Annotated in this window: 16 protein-coding genes and 1 tRNA gene; 14 read left to right on the top strand and 3 right to left on the bottom strand. The window is 57.6% G+C overall.

Going from position 1 to position 16,068, the window contains the following annotated elements; translation table 11 throughout:
- Positions 1-15: 15 nt before the first annotated feature.
- Complete coding sequence (locus KQ661_RS00140; RefSeq protein WP_216685336.1) at positions 16-1,971, bottom strand: capsule assembly Wzi family protein; 1,956 nt, start codon at positions 1,969-1,971, stop codon at positions 16-18.
- Between the two features lie 268 nt (positions 1,972-2,239).
- On the opposite strand from KQ661_RS00140, the gene upp reads away from it, so the two are divergent.
- Together upp and KQ661_RS00130 are read left to right on the top strand one after the other, a co-directional pair.
- Positions 2,240-2,950: a uracil phosphoribosyltransferase gene (gene upp / locus KQ661_RS00135; RefSeq protein WP_317196043.1), complete on the top strand. Its 711-nt coding sequence runs from the start codon at positions 2,240-2,242 to the stop codon at positions 2,948-2,950.
- Between the two features lie 166 nt (positions 2,951-3,116).
- Entirely contained in the window at positions 3,117-3,569 is a 453-nt protein-coding gene (locus tag KQ661_RS00130) for a hypothetical protein (RefSeq protein ID WP_216678799.1), read from the top strand.
- 68 nt (positions 3,570-3,637) lie between these two features.
- On the opposite strand, the gene KQ661_RS00125 is transcribed toward KQ661_RS00130, so the two are convergent.
- Positions 3,638-5,047: a DEAD/DEAH box helicase gene (locus KQ661_RS00125; protein WP_216678798.1), complete on the bottom strand. Its 1,410-nt coding sequence runs from the start codon at positions 5,045-5,047 to the stop codon at positions 3,638-3,640.
- Positions 5,048-5,204: 157 nt separating this feature from the next.
- Between KQ661_RS00125 and KQ661_RS00120 the strand changes: the two genes are divergently transcribed.
- From KQ661_RS00120 to KQ661_RS00110, 3 genes are all read left to right on the top strand, one after another.
- Positions 5,205-5,280 (top strand) — tRNA-His (locus KQ661_RS00120).
- Positions 5,281-5,386: 106 nt separating this feature from the next.
- Positions 5,387-6,325, top strand: a complete 939-nt coding sequence (locus tag KQ661_RS00115) for a PfkB family carbohydrate kinase (RefSeq protein ID WP_216678797.1) — start codon at positions 5,387-5,389, stop codon at positions 6,323-6,325.
- Between the two features lie 157 nt (positions 6,326-6,482).
- Positions 6,483-6,680: a hypothetical protein gene (locus KQ661_RS00110; protein WP_216685335.1), complete on the top strand. Its 198-nt coding sequence runs from the start codon at positions 6,483-6,485 to the stop codon at positions 6,678-6,680.
- A gap of 110 nt (positions 6,681-6,790) precedes the next feature.
- Here KQ661_RS00110 and KQ661_RS00105 read toward each other — a convergent pair whose 3' ends face one another.
- Entirely contained in the window at positions 6,791-8,524 is a 1,734-nt protein-coding gene (locus KQ661_RS00105; protein WP_216678795.1) for a M61 family metallopeptidase, read from the bottom strand.
- 141 nt (positions 8,525-8,665) lie between these two features.
- On the opposite strand from KQ661_RS00105, the gene rpmH reads away from it, so the two are divergent.
- From rpmH to KQ661_RS00060, 9 genes are all read left to right on the top strand, one after another.
- Positions 8,666-8,824, top strand: a complete 159-nt coding sequence (gene rpmH / locus KQ661_RS00100; RefSeq protein WP_035563087.1) for a 50S ribosomal protein L34 — start codon at positions 8,666-8,668, stop codon at positions 8,822-8,824.
- A 51-nt stretch (positions 8,825-8,875) separates the two neighbouring features.
- Positions 8,876-9,367, top strand: coding sequence for a ribonuclease P protein component (gene rnpA, locus KQ661_RS00095; protein WP_216678794.1), 492 nt, complete (start codon positions 8,876-8,878; stop codon positions 9,365-9,367).
- Between the two features lie 25 nt (positions 9,368-9,392).
- Positions 9,393-11,087, top strand: a complete 1,695-nt coding sequence (locus KQ661_RS00090) for a S41 family peptidase (protein WP_216678793.1) — start codon at positions 9,393-9,395, stop codon at positions 11,085-11,087.
- Positions 11,088-11,161: 74 nt separating this feature from the next.
- A complete protein-coding gene (locus tag KQ661_RS00085) occupies positions 11,162-11,536 on the top strand; it encodes a hypothetical protein (RefSeq protein ID WP_216685334.1) in 375 nt (124 codons plus the stop codon).
- Between the two features lie 72 nt (positions 11,537-11,608).
- Positions 11,609-11,767: a hypothetical protein gene (locus tag KQ661_RS00080; RefSeq protein ID WP_216685333.1), complete on the top strand. Its 159-nt coding sequence runs from the start codon at positions 11,609-11,611 to the stop codon at positions 11,765-11,767.
- 5 nt (positions 11,768-11,772) lie between these two features.
- Entirely contained in the window at positions 11,773-12,471 is a 699-nt protein-coding gene (gene tsaB, locus KQ661_RS00075) for a tRNA (adenosine(37)-N6)-threonylcarbamoyltransferase complex dimerization subunit type 1 TsaB (protein WP_216678789.1), read from the top strand.
- 259 nt (positions 12,472-12,730) lie between these two features.
- Entirely contained in the window at positions 12,731-13,264 is a 534-nt protein-coding gene (locus tag KQ661_RS00070; RefSeq protein ID WP_216678788.1) for a DUF2480 family protein, read from the top strand.
- 29 nt (positions 13,265-13,293) lie between these two features.
- On the top strand, positions 13,294-14,640 hold the full coding sequence (locus KQ661_RS00065) for an APC family permease (protein ID WP_317196041.1): 1,347 nt from the start codon (positions 13,294-13,296) through the stop codon (positions 14,638-14,640).
- Between the two features lie 176 nt (positions 14,641-14,816).
- Positions 14,817-15,968: a hypothetical protein gene (locus KQ661_RS00060; RefSeq protein WP_216685332.1), complete on the top strand. Its 1,152-nt coding sequence runs from the start codon at positions 14,817-14,819 to the stop codon at positions 15,966-15,968.
- Positions 15,969-16,068 lie beyond the last annotated feature (100 nt).

The following is a 16,068-nucleotide window of genomic DNA, read 5'->3' as shown; positions in this document are numbered from 1 at the left end:
AGCTTGCCGCACATCTTAAAACTCGTGCAGGCGCTGGGCGATGTTCCAGCGCACGGCCAGCGAGGCGTACACCTCGTTGCCATTGAGCGCCGGGGTGAGGGAGTAGGTCTGGTGCCGGGCAATGAGCTTGGCATCCAGAAACAGGTTCAGGCGCGGCTGGTAGGTGGCTGTGAAATCGGTGTGGAGCAGGCGGCTCTTGTTGCCCTGGCCGGTGCGGTTGCCGTAGTCCATCGGGTGGAAGCCGTATGGGAGGAGCGGATTGCCGCCGTAGTTGGCAATGGTGCCCGTGGTGATGGGACTGCCGGGAACAGCAGTGCTGAGTGGGCCAGTCGTGATGACATTGCCACCGGCGCTGTAGCCGTAATCCAGGCCTTGCTCGGTGTAAATGGCCTTAGCTACTAGGTTTAGGCGGGGCAGGGGCTGGTAGCTGAGCACGCCCAGCACCTCGGTCAGGTTGGCACCCATGGGGTGGGCGAGGGGCTGGTCGTAGTTCGTGTAGGCAGTGTAATAGCTTTCGTGCTGATAGGTGTAGGGCCGAATGTAGTTCAGCTCCATTTGCAAGTCGAGGTTGCGAATACCCGCTACGTCGATATACTTGGCGCCCAACTGCAAGGCCTGCTTGTTCGACCACCAGCCGTTGCCGGAGCGGATTTCGCTAATCTTAAATTCGTCCAGCACTACCTGCCCATAAAGCTGGGCCGTGTGCAGAATATTCCACTTAAAATCGAGGCCCAGCAGCGCATTATCGGCCGAGCCTACCTGCTGCTCGATGGCCCGGTAGAAGATAATTGGGTTCAGGTACTGCAGCTCGAAGCCCGTGCGCCGGCTGCCCGGGATATAGCGCCCCAGACTGTCTAGCTGGGCATTGCGACCACCCAGTACGGTGCTCTCAAACACGCCGATATTGAAGTTGGGCGTTACGTCGAAGCTCAGGTGGTGGAACGCCAGGTATTTCTTAGAGTACACCTGGTCAGCATTTTCCTTATGCGCCGTCAGTTCAGCAAATATGTTTTGGTAGTTGAATTTCCAGACCCGCGTATTCACTTTCAGGAAGAAATACGGCGAGCTGTAATCCGACAGAATCAGCGAGCGATAGCCGTTGCCGATGAAGTTGCGGTCGTGCGCCAGCTGAATGTTGATGTGCTTGCTGGCCGCGTACGTGATGCCGCCGCGAGCCGTGAAGAAGTCGTATTGGCTGCCACCCTGGGTTTTGAAATATTTCCAGTAGCCCTCGTGCGGCACAATCTGGTCGCGCTGGATTCGGTTTTGCACGTACTGCGGCACAGCTTGCTGGTTGTCTGCCAGAAAGGTGTAGAAACCCAGCCGCTGGTCAATGGTGCCCTCCAACTGTACGCCCCGCGTGTTCACGTAGCGCAAGCCGTCGGAGTTTTGGTTGTCCTTGCCGGCCGAAAGCAAGAGTACCGGATTCACGCGCAGCGTAAAATCGGGGGTTACAACGTTGTACAGGTCCGTTTGGTCGCGGTAGAAATACGTGAGTATTGGTTTGGCGCTCTGGTTAATGGACGCCCCCCGGGCGCTGTTGGCCCAGTTATCTTTCAACAGGTATTGGGCGTTGAAGCGGTCGGAACGCGACAGGCTGCCCACGGCGGTCGCGGTACTATCCGGCGAAAGCATCCGTTCGCCCAAGTGGGCCACTGCAACGCGGGTATAAGGCCGCACACTGGTATGCGGGTCGCTCAGCGAATCGGCCCCGAATTTAATGGCGTAGCGGTCAATCAGCCGGTAAATGTCGGCATCGAGCGGCACGTAGTTGGCTCCCTGAGTGGTTTTGCTGGGCTTCGGTTCCATCACCGGCTTATCCGGCAACGGCTGGTCGAAAATTACCCAGGGCGATTTTTCGGTAGCAGTGGCAAGGGCCGAGGTGCCAGACGGGGCAGTTGCCGGCGTTTGGGCCGCTGCCGCGCTGGCCAGCAGCGCCGTAACAGCCGTTAGTAGCAGAGATTTATACATAGAAACAGATAATCCGAATAAAACCGACGCCCTGCTTCCCTGTTAAAAGCCCGGCATCATCATTTTTTAACAAACCTACGCAGCAAGCCGTTGGCGGGTGTAGGAGGGCTGTCGCTGTCCCGCATCGGCTCCAACCTAAATCTGCCGCAGAACCACGCAGGCGCGGACGAATTCCGGCCCGCATTCTTGCCTACTGCCCGTTTTTGTGCCAACTTCGGGGTGCCGGCCGGGCTGTTTGCTTGGCATCCTTCACCAAAATCCTGTTTGTATGGCCACGCCGCTCTCTTCCCCCGCCGCTTCGGCCCCCGCCGCCGCCGATGCCCCCGAGGCCATGGCCAACATCCACGTCGTGTGTGCCGAGCCCAGCATTGCTAATCATTTCCTGGCCGAGCTGCGCGATAAAGATGTGCAGAAGGACAGCCTCCGCTTCCGCCGCAACCTCCAGCGCCTGGGCGAAATTATCGCCTATCGCATTAGCGCCCACCTCAGCTACACCGATAAAACTATTCAGACGCCGCTGGCCGAAACCACCGGCAAGCTGCTCCACGATTTTCCCATTCTGGCCACCGTGCTGCGCGCCGGGTTACCCTTTCATCAAGGTTTCCTGAACTATTTCGATCAGTCGCCCAGTGCTTTCGTGGCTGCCTACCGCATCGAAGGCACCGCCCAGGTGCAGGTGCAGGTCGACTACCTGTCGGCCCCCAGCCTCGATGAGCGCGTGCTCATCCTCGCCGACCCCATGCTGGCCACCGGCAAAAGCCTGGTGCAAACCTACCGCGCCATGTTGCGTTTCGGCATGCCGCGTCAGGTGCACATCGCCGCCGTCATCGCCTCGCCCGAAGGCCTGGCCTACGTGGCCCGCGAAATCCCCGAAGCCACCCTCTGGGTAGCGGCCATCGATGAAAAGCTGAACGAGCAAGCCTACATCATTCCCGGCCTGGGCGACGCCGGCGACCTCTCCTACGGCAGCAAGCTGTGATGTAGTGCGAAGCGGTGCTTCGCAGTCCACGGCATGCCAACCCCCCAAAGCACCGCCTTCGCACCACCCCCATGGAACCCTGCCCCGCCAAACGGGGTATCTTTGCCACGCGCCCACCCCGCGTTGCCGTTTCCCTCTCACCCGTTGCCTGCCCTTTCGTTTCGTCGTGCTCCATCCCGCCATTAAATACGCGTCTGTGTTCCTGTTGAGCACGGTCAAGTTTTTGGGCGGCCCGCTGGCCGGCACTTCCATGGGCCTGCATTTCTGGCCCACGCTGGGCCTCACCGTGGCAGGAATGATGACCAGCGTGTTCATCTTCTCGGGCGTGGGCGGAGTCTGGATGCGGCACCGCCAGATGCAGCGCCGCCTGCGCCGTGAGCCTATTTTCACCAAACGCTCGCGCAACATCATCAAGGTATTCCGCAAGTTCGGGATGGGTGGCATCGCCTTTCTCACGCCCATTCTGCTCTCGCCCATCGGGGGTACGGTCATCGCCACGCTGCTGGGCGTGCCCCGCCAGCGCATCCTGCTGCACATGTTTCTGAGCGCATTGTTTTGGGGCGCGGCGCTCACCTTCGCCAGCATCCGCTTCGGCCATCTCATCCACCACGGACATTGATTGAGTTAAGGGTTAGGGGTTAAGAGTTGACAGAACTGCAACTCTTAACCCCTAACCCTTAACTCAATTTACCGTCCCCGCCGCTTCAGCGCCTTCACGCCGGGGTTCGAACCGCCTTTCTTGCCCACAAAAGCCTTCGAGCCCTTGGTGCTCTTTTTCTGGCCTTCGGCGAAGGGCTTGCCGGTGCGCTTGTCAATCGTCACGCCGGGCTTAATCCACTCCTTCTTCTCGTGGAAAGCACCTTTGAAGGTGGGGTCCAGCTTCTTGCGGCGCTCATCGAGCTCGCGGCCCATCTTCTGCTGCTCCTCGAAGGGCGTTTCTTCCACCACCACTTCCTCGGGCAGCGGCAGTAGCTCAATCTTCTGGTTGATGAGCAGCTCAATCTCGGCCACGTGCACCATTTCCGCCTCGTTGGCGAAGGTGATGGCCGCGCCCGTGTGCAGCGCCCGGCCCGTGCGGCCAATGCGGTGCACGTAGTCGTCGTGCACAATCGGCACGTCGAAGTTGATAACGTGCGTCACCTGCGGCACGTCGATGCCGCGGGCGGCTACGTCCGTGGCCACCATGTAGCGCACCTCCCCGGCCTTGAAGGAGTCCATGCTGTTCATCCGCGCGTTCTGGCCCTTGTTGCCGTGAATCACGCGCACCTCGCCGGCCGGGGCCTTGCGCTCCAGGAAGTGGGCCACCTGGTCGGCGTGCTGCTTAGTGCGGCAGAAGAGCAGCACCCGCGTCATCGTATCGATGTCGCGGTGCAGCAGGAAGTGCAGCAGGTTGATTTTGGTGAGCAGGTTGGGCGCTCCGTACATCACCTGCGACACGGTAGAGGCCGTTTTGGCCGGCGGGGTCACTTCTACGCGCACCGGAAACTCTAGAAATTCCTCGCTCAGCGTGGTCACGCGCTCCGGCATGGTGGCCGAAAACAGCGCATTCTGACGCTTGCGCGGGATAATTTCCAGAATGCGCCGAATCTGGGGCATAAAGCCCATGTCCATCATCTTGTCGGCCTCGTCCATCACCAGCGTCTTCAGGTCGGTGAGCCGCACGGCACCTTTCAGGTAAATTTCGAGCAGCCGGCCCGGCGTGGCCACCAGAATATCAAGGCCTTCGGAAATGGTTTCAATCTGGGTTTTTGGGCCCAGGCCGCCGTAAATGGCGAAAATGCGCAGGTCGGTATTCACCGCCAGTGCCTTCAAATGCTTCTCAATCTGCATGGCCAGCTCGCGCGTGGGAGCCAGCACCAGGGCCCGTGGGTTGTTGCCCTGGGCATATTTCACCTTCATGAGGAGGGGCAGGCCGAAGGCAGCCGTCTTGCCGGTGCCGGTTTGGGCAATGCCTAATACGTCGTGCCCGGCCAGCAGCAGCGGGATGGTTTGCTGCTGCACGGGCGTGGGGTCGGTAAAGCCAGCGGCAGCCACGGCCGAAAGCAGTTGTTTGTTGAGCTTGAAATCGTTGAACGATGGGGCAGTGTTGGGTTCCATTCCGCAAAGGTCGGGGTTTTTGTGCGGTAAGCTTTAGCTTGCCGTACTGATAATGCGTGCTTTCCCCACCACGGCAAGCTAAAGCTTACCGCACAACCCGAATTTATTTTGCCTTTTCCCACTTCTTTTTCTATCTTTGCACCACCAAAACAAACATGGTAGATATAGCTCAGCTGGTTAGAGCGTCGGATTGTGATTCCGAAGGTCGTGGGTTCGAGCCCCATTATTTACCCACCAGAAAAAGTCCCCGGAATTATCCGGGGACTTTTTTGTTGCTTGCACTGAATCCGTTTTAATACGGCTTTAATTTCGATTCTTTATTCACCATAATTTACCTGCATGAGCCTGCTCGTCATCGGCAGCGTCGCGTTCGACGCCCTGGAAACGCCCTTCGGCAAAACCGATAAAATCATCGGCGGTGCCGCCACCTACATCAGCCTTTCGGCGTCATACTCGCTGAAGCCGGTGAAACTGGTGGCCGTGGTGGGCGACGACTTTCCGCAGTCCGACATCCTGCTGCTCGAAGAGCACGGTGTGGACGTGGAAGGCCTGCAAGTGAAGCAGGGCGAGAAGTCCTTCTTCTGGTCGGGCATCTACTCCAAGGACCTGAACTCGCGCGAAACCCTTGTAACCGAGCTCAACGTACTGGCCGATTTCGACCCCATCATCCCCGACGCCTACCAGGATTGCAAGTACCTGATGCTGGGCAACCTGGCCCCGCAGGTGCAGCGCCTCGTCATTCAGCGCCTCGTGAACCGCCCCAAGCTGATTGTGATGGACACGATGAACTTCTGGATGGACATTGCCTTCGACGAGCTCATCGCTACCATCGAAATGGTGGACGTGCTGAGCATCAACGACGAGGAAGCCCGCCAGCTGTCCGGCGAGTACTCGCTGGTGAAGGCCGCCAAAAAAATCATGGGCATGGGGCCGAAATTCCTCATCATCAAAAAAGGCGAGCACGGTGCCCTTCTCTTCCACAAGAACAAGGTGTTTTACGCGCCCGCCCTGCCGCTGGAAGACGTATTCGACCCAACCGGTGCCGGCGACACCTTCGCGGGCGGCTTCATCGGCCACCTCGCCGCGACGGACGACATCAGCTTTGAAAACATGAAGCGCGCCGTCATTCACGGCTCGGCCCTGGCCTCGTTCTGCGTCGAGAAGTTCGGCACCGAGCGCCTGCTCAACCTCACCTCCGAGGAACTGGAAGCCCGCGAAGCCCAGTTTGCCGAGCTGGTGAAGGTGGTGCCCGCCATAGCCGTAGCCAATGTAGCGTAGCACTCCGCAGGCACTGGCGTGAGGAGCAACCTTTTAGGTGAAAATCAGGTATATCAAGTATACTACCTTCCTTTATATTTCATCCTAAAACTCACCCGCTATGAGCTTGCACCAAGAAGAAGCTAACCTCGAGAATAAAAAAACCTCCGTAGATCCCATGGCCCGAACCGGCCGTAAGAGCACGCAGGTTCAGAACCCGAACGACAACCAGGTATCGCACCAAGGCAATACCACCGATGGCCTCACGGCCGGCGAGGGCGTGCACAATATCCGCAGCAACCCCCAGAACAACAAGCCGATGTCGGTGAACAAAGGCCCGATGAAAAAGGGTGCCGACAATAGCAAAGACCATTAGTAGCTAGCGCTGCTTTAGCAAAAAATGCCCCGCCGGACGAATCCGGCGGGGCATTTTTTGTTTGTGGTAAGGACGCGAATCTTTGATTCCTTATGGGGGATGTTATCCAATTAGAACGCCCACCCCAGCCATTGCTCAAACCCGCGCTGCTGCGCCGTGTCGGCCGTTTCCAGCTTATCAATTGCATAGCGCTGCCCGAAGCTGACGCCCGGCGTGGCGGCTAATGTCACCGTCAGCAGCCGATTTTGGCGAAACACGCTCATCTCGTAGGTCGGCGCGCCGGTGCTGAGCAGGCTTTGCAGGTTCATATCGACGCGGCGGCCATTCACGGCCACTATTTCGTCGTCTACGGTAAGGGAGACGGCGGCGGGCGAGTCAGGCCAGATGGCCATTACTTCCGTCCGCTCGTTTTTCACCACCGTGCGGAAACCAAACGTGCCCTCTGAAGCCGACGCGTTTTCGCCCATCAGCAGCTGGCAGCCCACCGTGTGCAGCACCCGGTCCAGCGGCTCCAGCAGCGGCGCGGTGCCGTAGATAAACTTGTCGAAATAGGCGTGCATGTCGCGTCCGGCCACTTCGTTCACAATGCGCGCATAGTCATCCTCGGTGTAGCCAATGCCGGTTTTGCCGAACTCCTCGTACAGCCGCCGCATCACGTCATCGAGGCTATGGGCGTGGTTGGAAAGCTGCCGGATGGTGAGGTCCAGCAGCATGGCCACCAGCGCGCCCTTGTGGTACACCGACACCTTACGGTCGGGCACGCCGGGTTTGTAGCCGTCCAGCCAGAGGTCCATGCTGGCATCGGCCAGCGAAAGGTTGTCGCCGCCCGCATCGTCGTAGTGCTTGCGCAGTACGATGTTCAGCTCCTCAAAATACTGCGCCGGGGTGCGAACGTGGCTACGCGCCAGTAGGTACTCGCCGTAGTAGGTTGTAATGCCCTCGGCAATGAAACAGGTGCGGAAGTAGTTCTCGCGGCTGTAGTCGTAGGGCTGCATCTCAGCCGGCCGGATGCTCTTGATGTTCCAGGTATGGAACAGCTCGTGGCAGCTCACGCCCAGTAATTCTTTGTACAGCCCTTCGCTCATAATCAGCTCGGCCGGCCCCAGCGTAATCACCGTGGAGTTGTGGTGCTCCACGCCGTGGTAGTGCTTGTAGGGCAGAAACTGGTTCATAAAGTGGTAATCTGCCACCGGAAAACCTCCGAACATAGTCAGCTGCTCCTCCGAAAACGCCTTGAAATCGGCCAGAATGCGCGGCCAGTTCAGCTCCGCCTCGCCCTGCACCCAGACGTGAAAAGGCAGCCCGCCCGCCTCGTATTCCTGATGCACCAGCGTAGGGCTGGCAATCAGCGGTGAGTCGGCCAGCTGGTCAAAATTCTTCGCCGAAAGCACGTTTGGCGCCGTCTGTTTCAGCCCACAGGCCACCTGCCAGCCCTCGGGCAGCGCCAGCGTTAGCTCACACTCCTCCAGCTGCCGCCCCTCGGCATACATCAGCGCCTGCACGGGGTTCAGGTACAGCTGCGTCTCATCGAGCCAGGAGCCGCCGGCGTCCATTTGGTGGGCGTAGAAGCTGTAGCGCACCCGCACGCTGCGGCCGGCCGCATTGGGCACTTCCCACCGGTCCTTCGTGAGCTTGCGGTAGGGCAGGGGCTGGCCGGTTGCGGCGTCAAAAACTTCAACTTTCTGAATCTTCTGGGCGAAGTTCTGCAGTTCGTAGCGGCCGGGCCGCCACGCGGGCAGCTGCAGTTCCAGCGGGGCAGTAGCGTCGGCGGCTACGTCCAGCGTGAGCTCGATTTGTAGGTAAAACGTGAGGGGATTCTCATAGGAAACGCGGTAGTTAATCATGGCCAAATCGGTATAAATGCCCCTAAAACTACTGCCTACCTGCCTGCCGACATAAAAGTGCTTGAGGACCTTGCCTTTTCCAGACAAAGCCCGTACCTTTGCCGGCCCAACTCGAAACTCGTCTTTTTAAGATTCATTGATATGAAACGTACCTATCAGCCCTCGAAGCGCAAGCGCGTTAACAAGCACGGCTTCCGTCTCCGCATGGAATCCGCCAATGGCCGCAACGTGCTGGCCCGTCGTCGTGCCAAAGGCCGCAAGCGCCTCACCGTATCCGACGAAGGCAAGCACAAGCGCTAGTCAAGTAAGCTGTTAGCCAGTAGCTAATGGTTTTTAGCTAACCGCTTCAATATGCAAGAATCCCAATCACCTGGCTTCCCTTTTCCGCAGGAGAAGGGGCCGGGAGATGAGGCTACCGGGACTACGCCCCTCAACCGGCGTTACACCTTCCCGAAAGAGGAACACCTGTGCCGCAAGAAGCTCATCGAAGAGCTTTTTAGCAAGCAGGGTTCCTCTTTTGGCGTTTATCCCCTGCGCATCGTCTGGATAAAAAAGGATGCGCCGACCTTGGCTCCGCCGCAAGTGCTCATCAGTGTGAGCAAGCGCACGTTTAAGCGGGCCGTCGACCGCAACCGGCTTAAGCGGCTTATTCGGGAGGCGTACCGGCTCAATAAATATCGGCTTACCGAGCAACCCGGTGGCCATACAGTGGCTTTTCTGGGTATTATCTTCACGGGCAAGGAAAAAAGTCAGCTGACGTTGGTGGAAAAAAAATTAATTTCCGCTATTCATCGTTTACTGGCTGTACCGGGCGAAGCATCGGCCTCGCCTCCTGCCGCGTAGATTCGCCTACTTGCTACTGTGACTTATGACTATTCGTAAAAAACTACTCGCTACGCTAGCCCTAAGCACGTTGGGTCTGGTCTCTTTTCGAGCTGCTTCTGATAATGAGCGGTATTTCGAAATTGCCAAGAACCTCGACATTTTCGCTACGCTATTTAAGGAAGTCAATACCTACTACGTTGACGAAGTGACGCCCGGCCGGCTGGTGAAAACCGGCATCGATGCCATGTTGCGCTCGCTCGACCCCTATACCAACTACATTCCGGAGGACGACATCGAGGACTTCCGCACCATGACCACCGGGCAGTACGGCGGCATCGGGGCCTCGGTGGTGAAGCGCAACGGCAAAACCGTAGTGCAAAGCGCCTACGAGGGCTACCCCGCCCAGAAGGCCGGCCTGCTCCCCGGCGATGAAATCCTCGACATCAACGGCGTGATTGTCGATAAAAAGTCGAACTCCGATATCAGCAAGCTCCTCAAGGGCCAGGCCAATTCGGTGGTGAAGCTGATGGTGACGCGCTACGGCCAGGAAAAGCCGGTTGAAATCAACATCACCCGCGATAAAATTCAGGTCGATAACGTGCCTTATACGGGTATGATTTCCGGCGATGTTGGCTACTTCCAGCTCGGCGGTTTCACGGTAGATGCCGGTAAGGAAGTACGCGCTGCCATCACCAAGCTGAAAGAGCAGGGCGCGAAGAAAATCGTGTTCGACATCCGCGACAACCCCGGCGGCCTGCTCAACGAGGCCGTCAACATCTCCAATCTGTTCATCGACAAGGGCCTCGACGTGGTGAGCACCAAGGGTAAGGTGACGGAGTGGAATAAGACTTACAAGGCCCTCGACGTGCCGCTCGATACCCAGATTCCGATTGCCATTATCACGAGCAACCGCTCGGCGTCGGCTTCGGAAATCGTGTCGGGCGTGTTGCAGGACTACGACCGCGCCGTGGTGGTGGGCGAGCGCACCTTCGGCAAGGGCCTCGTGCAGGCCACCCGGCCGCTGAGCTACAACTCGCAGCTGAAGGTGACCACCGCCAAATATTACATCCCAAGCGGCCGCTGCATTCAGGAAATCGACTACGCCCACCGCAGCGAAGACGGCACGCTGGGCAAATTCCCCGATTCGCTGCGCACGGCCTTCAAAACCACCGCCGGCCGCACCGTGTACGACGGCGGCGGCGTAGCTCCCGACGTGGAGGTGAATGACCGCGAAATTGCGGACATCACCCGCATCCTGCTCCAGAAAAGCTACCTCTTCGACTACGCCACCCGCTACCGCGTCGAGCACGCCACCATCGTGCCTGCCCGCCAGTTCAAGCTCTCGGACGTGGACTATCAGAAGTTCGTAACCTACCTGCAGGGCAAGAACATCAGCTACAGCACCAATGCCGAAAAGGCCCTCACCGACCTCAGTAAGAAGGTGAAAGAGGAAAAGCATTACGATGACGTGAAGCTGGAGCTCGAAGCCATTCGCAAGAAAGTGACCGTGAATAAGGCCAATGACCTGCAACGATTCAAGCCCGAAATCAAGGAGCTGTTGGAGCAGGAAATCGTATCGCGCTACTATTTCGAAAAAGGCCGCACCGAAGCCGGCTTCGACGACGACCCCAACATCATCGCCGCCGTGGCTGTCCTGAACGACCCGAACCGCTACGCCGCGCTGCTGAAGTCCACGGGCCAAGCCGCCAGCGCCCGCAAGTCGGCGGGGACGAAGTGATTTTGAACTGCGTTAAGTAGAAAAGCAGGAACTGAAAGGCGCCTGCTTTTTTGTCTCCTATGAGTAATAGAGGAATGTCAATCGAAGAGCTTGTAAAGAAGCCGAGCATTTTGGCATCTGTTGTTAGTTCACTAGTAGAGTTGGAAAATGTCGGTAACTCCAGTGAATTGCGGTTGGAGCTTGCGCAGCGATTGGAAGCTGTAGAAACTGAAGCTTCAAAAACGAGAGCGGCTTTTATTCGCAATCAGGAGGCGCAAAATTTCAACGCTAATCGGGAAGCTTGGGGAATACCTGGTTTTTCTGAAGAGCTGGTTGAAATTGATGATTTCAAGAAAGGGTTTCTCTGGAGATTCCGGGCTCACACTACTTCTTGGAGCCATAATCAATATGCAGATGAGTGGTTCTACACTTCTTTAGAAGCTAGGAGCGTCACTCGTTATGAGTTTTGAAATTGTGATGAGGAGCCAGAAAAAGTAGATTTTGTTCTTACTGGTAATTATAAATCAATCCTCGAGCAGCTTTTGGCAGAGCATATTTATGAAGTCTTGGTCAGTCCAGCTTTTTCCAAGCAAGAGTTGGCGGAATACATCGATGATTTTTCTGAAGATGATAAAGACTACTCACTGGATGAAGTGATAGAAGAGTACATCAGTCAGAACCCAAATTTTAGTGTTGAGTAAACGAAATGCTTCTCCTTTCCCTCGAAACCTCATCCCCCATCTGCTCAGTCGCCCTACACCGCGTGGCCGACGGCTCCCTGGTCGGCCAGTCCGAGCTGCGGCTCGATAAGTCGCACTCCACCCACCTCACCATCCTCATCGAGCAGCTGCTCGCAAACACCGGCCACCAGCTGGCCGACCTTGCCGCCGTGGCCGTGAGCGACGGGCCCGGTTCCTACACTGGCCTGCGCATCGGGGCCGCCGCCGCTAAGGGCCTGTGCTTCGCGCTCGATATTCCGCTGGTGGCCGTGAGCACGCTCAAAGCGCTGGCGGCGCAGGTGGCGGCCGGCACTGCCCGGCCCGAAAACTTCCTTTTTTGCCCCATGCTGGATGCCCGGCGGCAGGAAGTTTACGCCGCCATCTATGCCTGCGACGGGCAGGAGGTGCTGGCTCCCACGCCTCTCATCCTCGACGCCGATACGCTGGCCGAACAATTGGCCAATAATTCCGTGTTGTTATTTGGCAATGGCGCGGCGAAGTTTCAGGTGGTGCTGGGGGAGTCGGCGCAGGCTGGTTTCCTGGCGGGGATTGAGCCTTCGGCTATTTCGGTGGGGCAACTGGGCGTAGCTGCATTCCACCGGCAGGAATTTCAGGATGTGGCGTACTACGAGCCGTTTTATCTGAAAGAAGTGTATACCACCACGCCGAAAAAACAGCCATTGTGAGCTTTCGGACTAGTGCCGATAGCCTTGCCAAGTGCCGCCATAGCGGTAGCCCGGTCGGGATTTTGCTTTAACGCAACAGCTCTCGCAAACAAAAACCCAGCTTTTGCCCCCGGCTATTGTTTGAATTCGGTATAGCGTGGTAGCCTCCTGCTGGCAATGCGCGCAAAGCTTAGTTTTCATGGTTGCTGCCTTGTTGTCACTGCTACAGTAACTGTTGCCTGCGAAGCACTGTTTTAACTTATTCTCCTGCTAATTTCTTATGGAAACCGAACCCCTCTTCGTCAACCGCGTCGCCAACTCCGGCCTCGTCACCCTCAACCTGGAAGAGCTCATCCACCCCGGCGAGCGGGTGGTGTACGACATCAAAGACAACCTCTTCCACGGCCTCATGCTGCGCGAAAAGGATTTCCGCGAGTTCGTGAAAACCAACGACTGGACGCCCTACGACGGCAAAAATGTCGCCATCATCTGCTCGGCCGATGCCATTGTGCCCACCTGGGCCTACATGCTGCTCGCCACCAAGCTCCAGAACCACGCCCACCGCTACGTCTTCGGCAACCTCGACGCCTTGGAGCAGTCGCTCTTTGAAGAAGCCATCGCCGCGATTGATATCGAAGAATACCGCGACGGCAAAGTAGTAGTGAAGGGTTGCGGCAATGTGCCCGTACCCACGTTTGCCTACGTGGCCATTATGCAAAAGCTACTGCCCGTCACCAGCAGCGTCATGTACGGCGAGCCATGCAGCACCGTGCCGCTTTACAAAAAGCCTAAAGCAGCCAGCACAGCGGAGTAGCCGCAGCAACCCTTCGCATCTTTGCGTTTGTGAAGGCAACTACTCCCCCCAATCTCCCCTATAAAATTACTTTCCTCACCGGCACGGCTATTGTCATTGCCAACATGGTGGGCACGGGCGTATTTACCAGCCTTGGTTTCCAGGTAATCGGTATCCAGAGTGGCTTTGCGCTGCTGATGCTGTGGCTCGTGGGCGGCCTCATTGCCATCTGCGGTGCGGTGTGCTACGGCGAGCTAGCCGCCGCCATGCCCCGTTCGGGGGGCGAATACCATTACCTCAGCCAGATTTATCATCCCGCGCTGGGTTTTTTGTCGGGCTGGGTATCGGCCACGGTGGGCTTTGCGGCCCCCACGGCGCTGGCCGCCCTGGCGCTGGGCGAATATGCCCGGCGCGTGTGGCCGGGCCTCCAGCCTACTTGGCTTTCGGTAGCGGTGGTTTTGGTACTCACCTTTGTGCACGGCAGCAGCACTCGCGCCGGTAGCCGGTTGCAAGTTGCCATCACGGCCCTCAAAGTAGCCGTATTAGTGCTTTTTATTGGCGCGGGTATGCTAATGGGGGAGGGGCAGCCCTTGAGTTTCGCCCCCGATGCCGCTGGTTGGCAAGCCTTGGTAAGCCCTGCGTTCGCCGTATCGTTGGTGTATGTGAGCTATGCTTACTCGGGCTGGAATGCCGCCGTGTACCTCACTGGCGAAATAGAAAATCCCCGGCGTAATCTCTCTCGCATTCTGTTGGTTGGCACCGCCGTCGTACTCCTATTATATATAGGGCTCAATTACGTGTTTCTCCGCTCCACTCCATTGGTTGGGTTAAAGGGGCAGGTAGAGGTAGGATTTGTGGCCGCAACCTCACTTTTTGGGGCAGCCGGGGGGCGGCTAATGGGGGGCGTAATTGCAGCTCTGCTCGTTTCCACCATCAGCTCGATGATTTTTGCCGGGCCCCGCATCGTCCAGACGATGGGGGAGGACATTCCGGCGCTGCACTTTCTGGCCCTCAAAAGCCGCGCCGGCATTCCGGTACGGGCATTATTGCTGCAAATGGCCCTCACGCTGGCCTTTATTCTGAAGCCCAGTTTTCAGGGCGTGTTGGTTTACGCCGGCTTTGTGCTGAATCTATTCACCTTTCTCACGGTGTTGGGCCTTTTTATTCTTCGTTGGCAGCAGCCTAATCTGCCGCGTCCTTATCGTGCCTGGGGGTATCCTGTTACGCCGCTCATTTTTCTGGGTCTCAGTGGCTGGACCCTTGCCTTTATTCTGCGCGATAAACCAGTAGAGTCGCTTTATGGCCTGGCTACTTTGGCCGTGGGCGCACTGGTGTACTTCCTCACTATGTACCTGGCAAATCGTCGTCCCGCCCCGTTGGCTAAAGGGGCACCGTAACTTGCGTCTTCATTCCGGACTTCATTCATCGAAGTCCATCGTTTTCCATTCGCTCCTATATAATGTACTTCCGCACCGTTGCGCTCCGATTTCTGCCGGCCGCTCTGCTTCTATTAACTGCCTGTTCCGAGTCAAATACCACAACCGAAACGGCCACCACGGCTGCCGAGGAATCGATGGCTTCTACTGCTGAAGCCATCGATTCTACGAAGGCAGTATCCGCTCCGGCATCTTCTGCCAGCGCTACCTCGCGTCCCAATCGCCTCACCGCTCCCGATACTGCCTATGAGCAGGATGTTGCGCTCTTCCTCGGCGGCCAGCAGCCCAGCCAGCACAGCGCCCTCGCCCAACTTGTCCAGCAGCCCGCCTGGCAGGCCTTTGCTCAGGACCAGGACAAGAGTTGGGATAAATACCGCGCCACCCATACCACGCGCATGACTAAATGGGCCGCCACCGAACTCGATTCCGTGCACGCCAACAGCCCCACCATCTTCTACCCCTTCAGCGGTCCCGATTTTCTGAACGTCTTCACGATGTTCCCCACCAGCCAAACCTACGTCCTGATGGGCCTCGAACCCGTTGGCAGCGTTCCTGCCCGCGCCTCCCTCGAAAATCCCAAGCTGTTCCCCGCCGTCAAAGCCTCGCTCTGGTCGGTACTCAATTTCAGTTTCTTTCGCACCAACGACATGGCCGTCGACCTCAAGTCGGTGGAGCTCGACGGAGCCTTGCCACTACTCATGCTTTTCGCTACCCGCACCGGCAACCAAATTACCGCCATTCGGCCCGTGCAGCTCAATGCTACCGGGCAGTTGCAGGATGCTCCCACTGATACCACCCAGGCCGCTCACCCCAAATCGGTTCTTGGGGTTGAAATCAAGCTCCTTAGTCCCGATGGTCAGCCTAAAACGGTCTATTACTTTTCCACCGACCTCAGTAACCACGGCCTCAATGTCAAGCCTACCCCGCTTGCTTTCGTGCGCAGCCTCGGTCCCCTCACCACCTACGTGAAGTCCGCTACCTACCTCATGCACAAGGTCTATTTCAGCGAAGTGCGGGCACTCGTCCTCCGTCGTAGCCGCTACATTCTGCAAGACGATTCTGGTATCGCTATGAAGTACTTCCAGAAAGGGGCCTGGCAGTTCAATTACTACGGTGCCTACAAACGTCCTATCAATTTGTTCGCCAAGCACTACCAGCCCGAGCTCACGGCCGCCTACACCGATACGCTCCACAAACCCAAGGCGCTGTCCTTCGGCACGGGCTACAACTGGCGTCAAACCGACTCCAACCTCCTCCTCGCCAAACGCCTAGTCCCCCTGGCCGACTAACCCCCGTATAAAATCAGCCCCACAGGGCCGTGGTGGCAACATCACGGCCCTTTTTATTTGCAACGCTATGGAAATCCTGCCTCTTAAAATCTACACCTAT

Source organism: Hymenobacter siberiensis, assembly GCF_018967845.1.
In the GTDB taxonomy this organism is placed as follows: Bacteria; Bacteroidota; Bacteroidia; order Cytophagales; family Hymenobacteraceae; genus Hymenobacter; species Hymenobacter siberiensis.
This window is presented reverse-complemented; position numbering and strand designations above follow the sequence as displayed.

Excerpts from the sequence above, each read along its gene's own strand:
- rnpA (WP_216678794.1), top strand. The coding sequence starts at position 8,876 with ATGCAAGAATCCCAATCACCTGGCTTCCCTTTTCCGCAGGAGAAGGGG.
- KQ661_RS00140 (WP_216685336.1), bottom strand. The coding sequence starts at position 1,971 with ATGTATAAATCTCTGCTACTAACGGCTGTTACGGCGCTGCTGGCCAGC.
- KQ661_RS00125 (WP_216678798.1), bottom strand. The coding sequence starts at position 5,047 with ATGGAACCCAACACTGCCCCATCGTTCAACGATTTCAAGCTCAACAAA.
- upp (WP_317196043.1), top strand. The coding sequence starts at position 2,240 with ATGGCCACGCCGCTCTCTTCCCCCGCCGCTTCGGCCCCCGCCGCCGCC.
- KQ661_RS00090 (WP_216678793.1), top strand. The coding sequence starts at position 9,393 with ATGACTATTCGTAAAAAACTACTCGCTACGCTAGCCCTAAGCACGTTG.
- tsaB (WP_216678789.1), top strand. The coding sequence starts at position 11,773 with ATGCTTCTCCTTTCCCTCGAAACCTCATCCCCCATCTGCTCAGTCGCC.
- KQ661_RS00110 (WP_216685335.1), top strand. The coding sequence starts at position 6,483 with ATGGCCCGAACCGGCCGTAAGAGCACGCAGGTTCAGAACCCGAACGAC.
- KQ661_RS00060 (WP_216685332.1), top strand. The coding sequence starts at position 14,817 with ATGGCTTCTACTGCTGAAGCCATCGATTCTACGAAGGCAGTATCCGCT.
- KQ661_RS00115 (WP_216678797.1), top strand. The coding sequence starts at position 5,387 with ATGAGCCTGCTCGTCATCGGCAGCGTCGCGTTCGACGCCCTGGAAACG.
- KQ661_RS00105 (WP_216678795.1), bottom strand. The coding sequence starts at position 8,524 with ATGATTAACTACCGCGTTTCCTATGAGAATCCCCTCACGTTTTACCTA.
- KQ661_RS00070 (WP_216678788.1), top strand. The coding sequence starts at position 12,731 with ATGGAAACCGAACCCCTCTTCGTCAACCGCGTCGCCAACTCCGGCCTC.
- rpmH (WP_035563087.1), top strand. The coding sequence starts at position 8,666 with ATGAAACGTACCTATCAGCCCTCGAAGCGCAAGCGCGTTAACAAGCAC.
- KQ661_RS00085 (WP_216685334.1), top strand. The coding sequence starts at position 11,162 with ATGTCAATCGAAGAGCTTGTAAAGAAGCCGAGCATTTTGGCATCTGTT.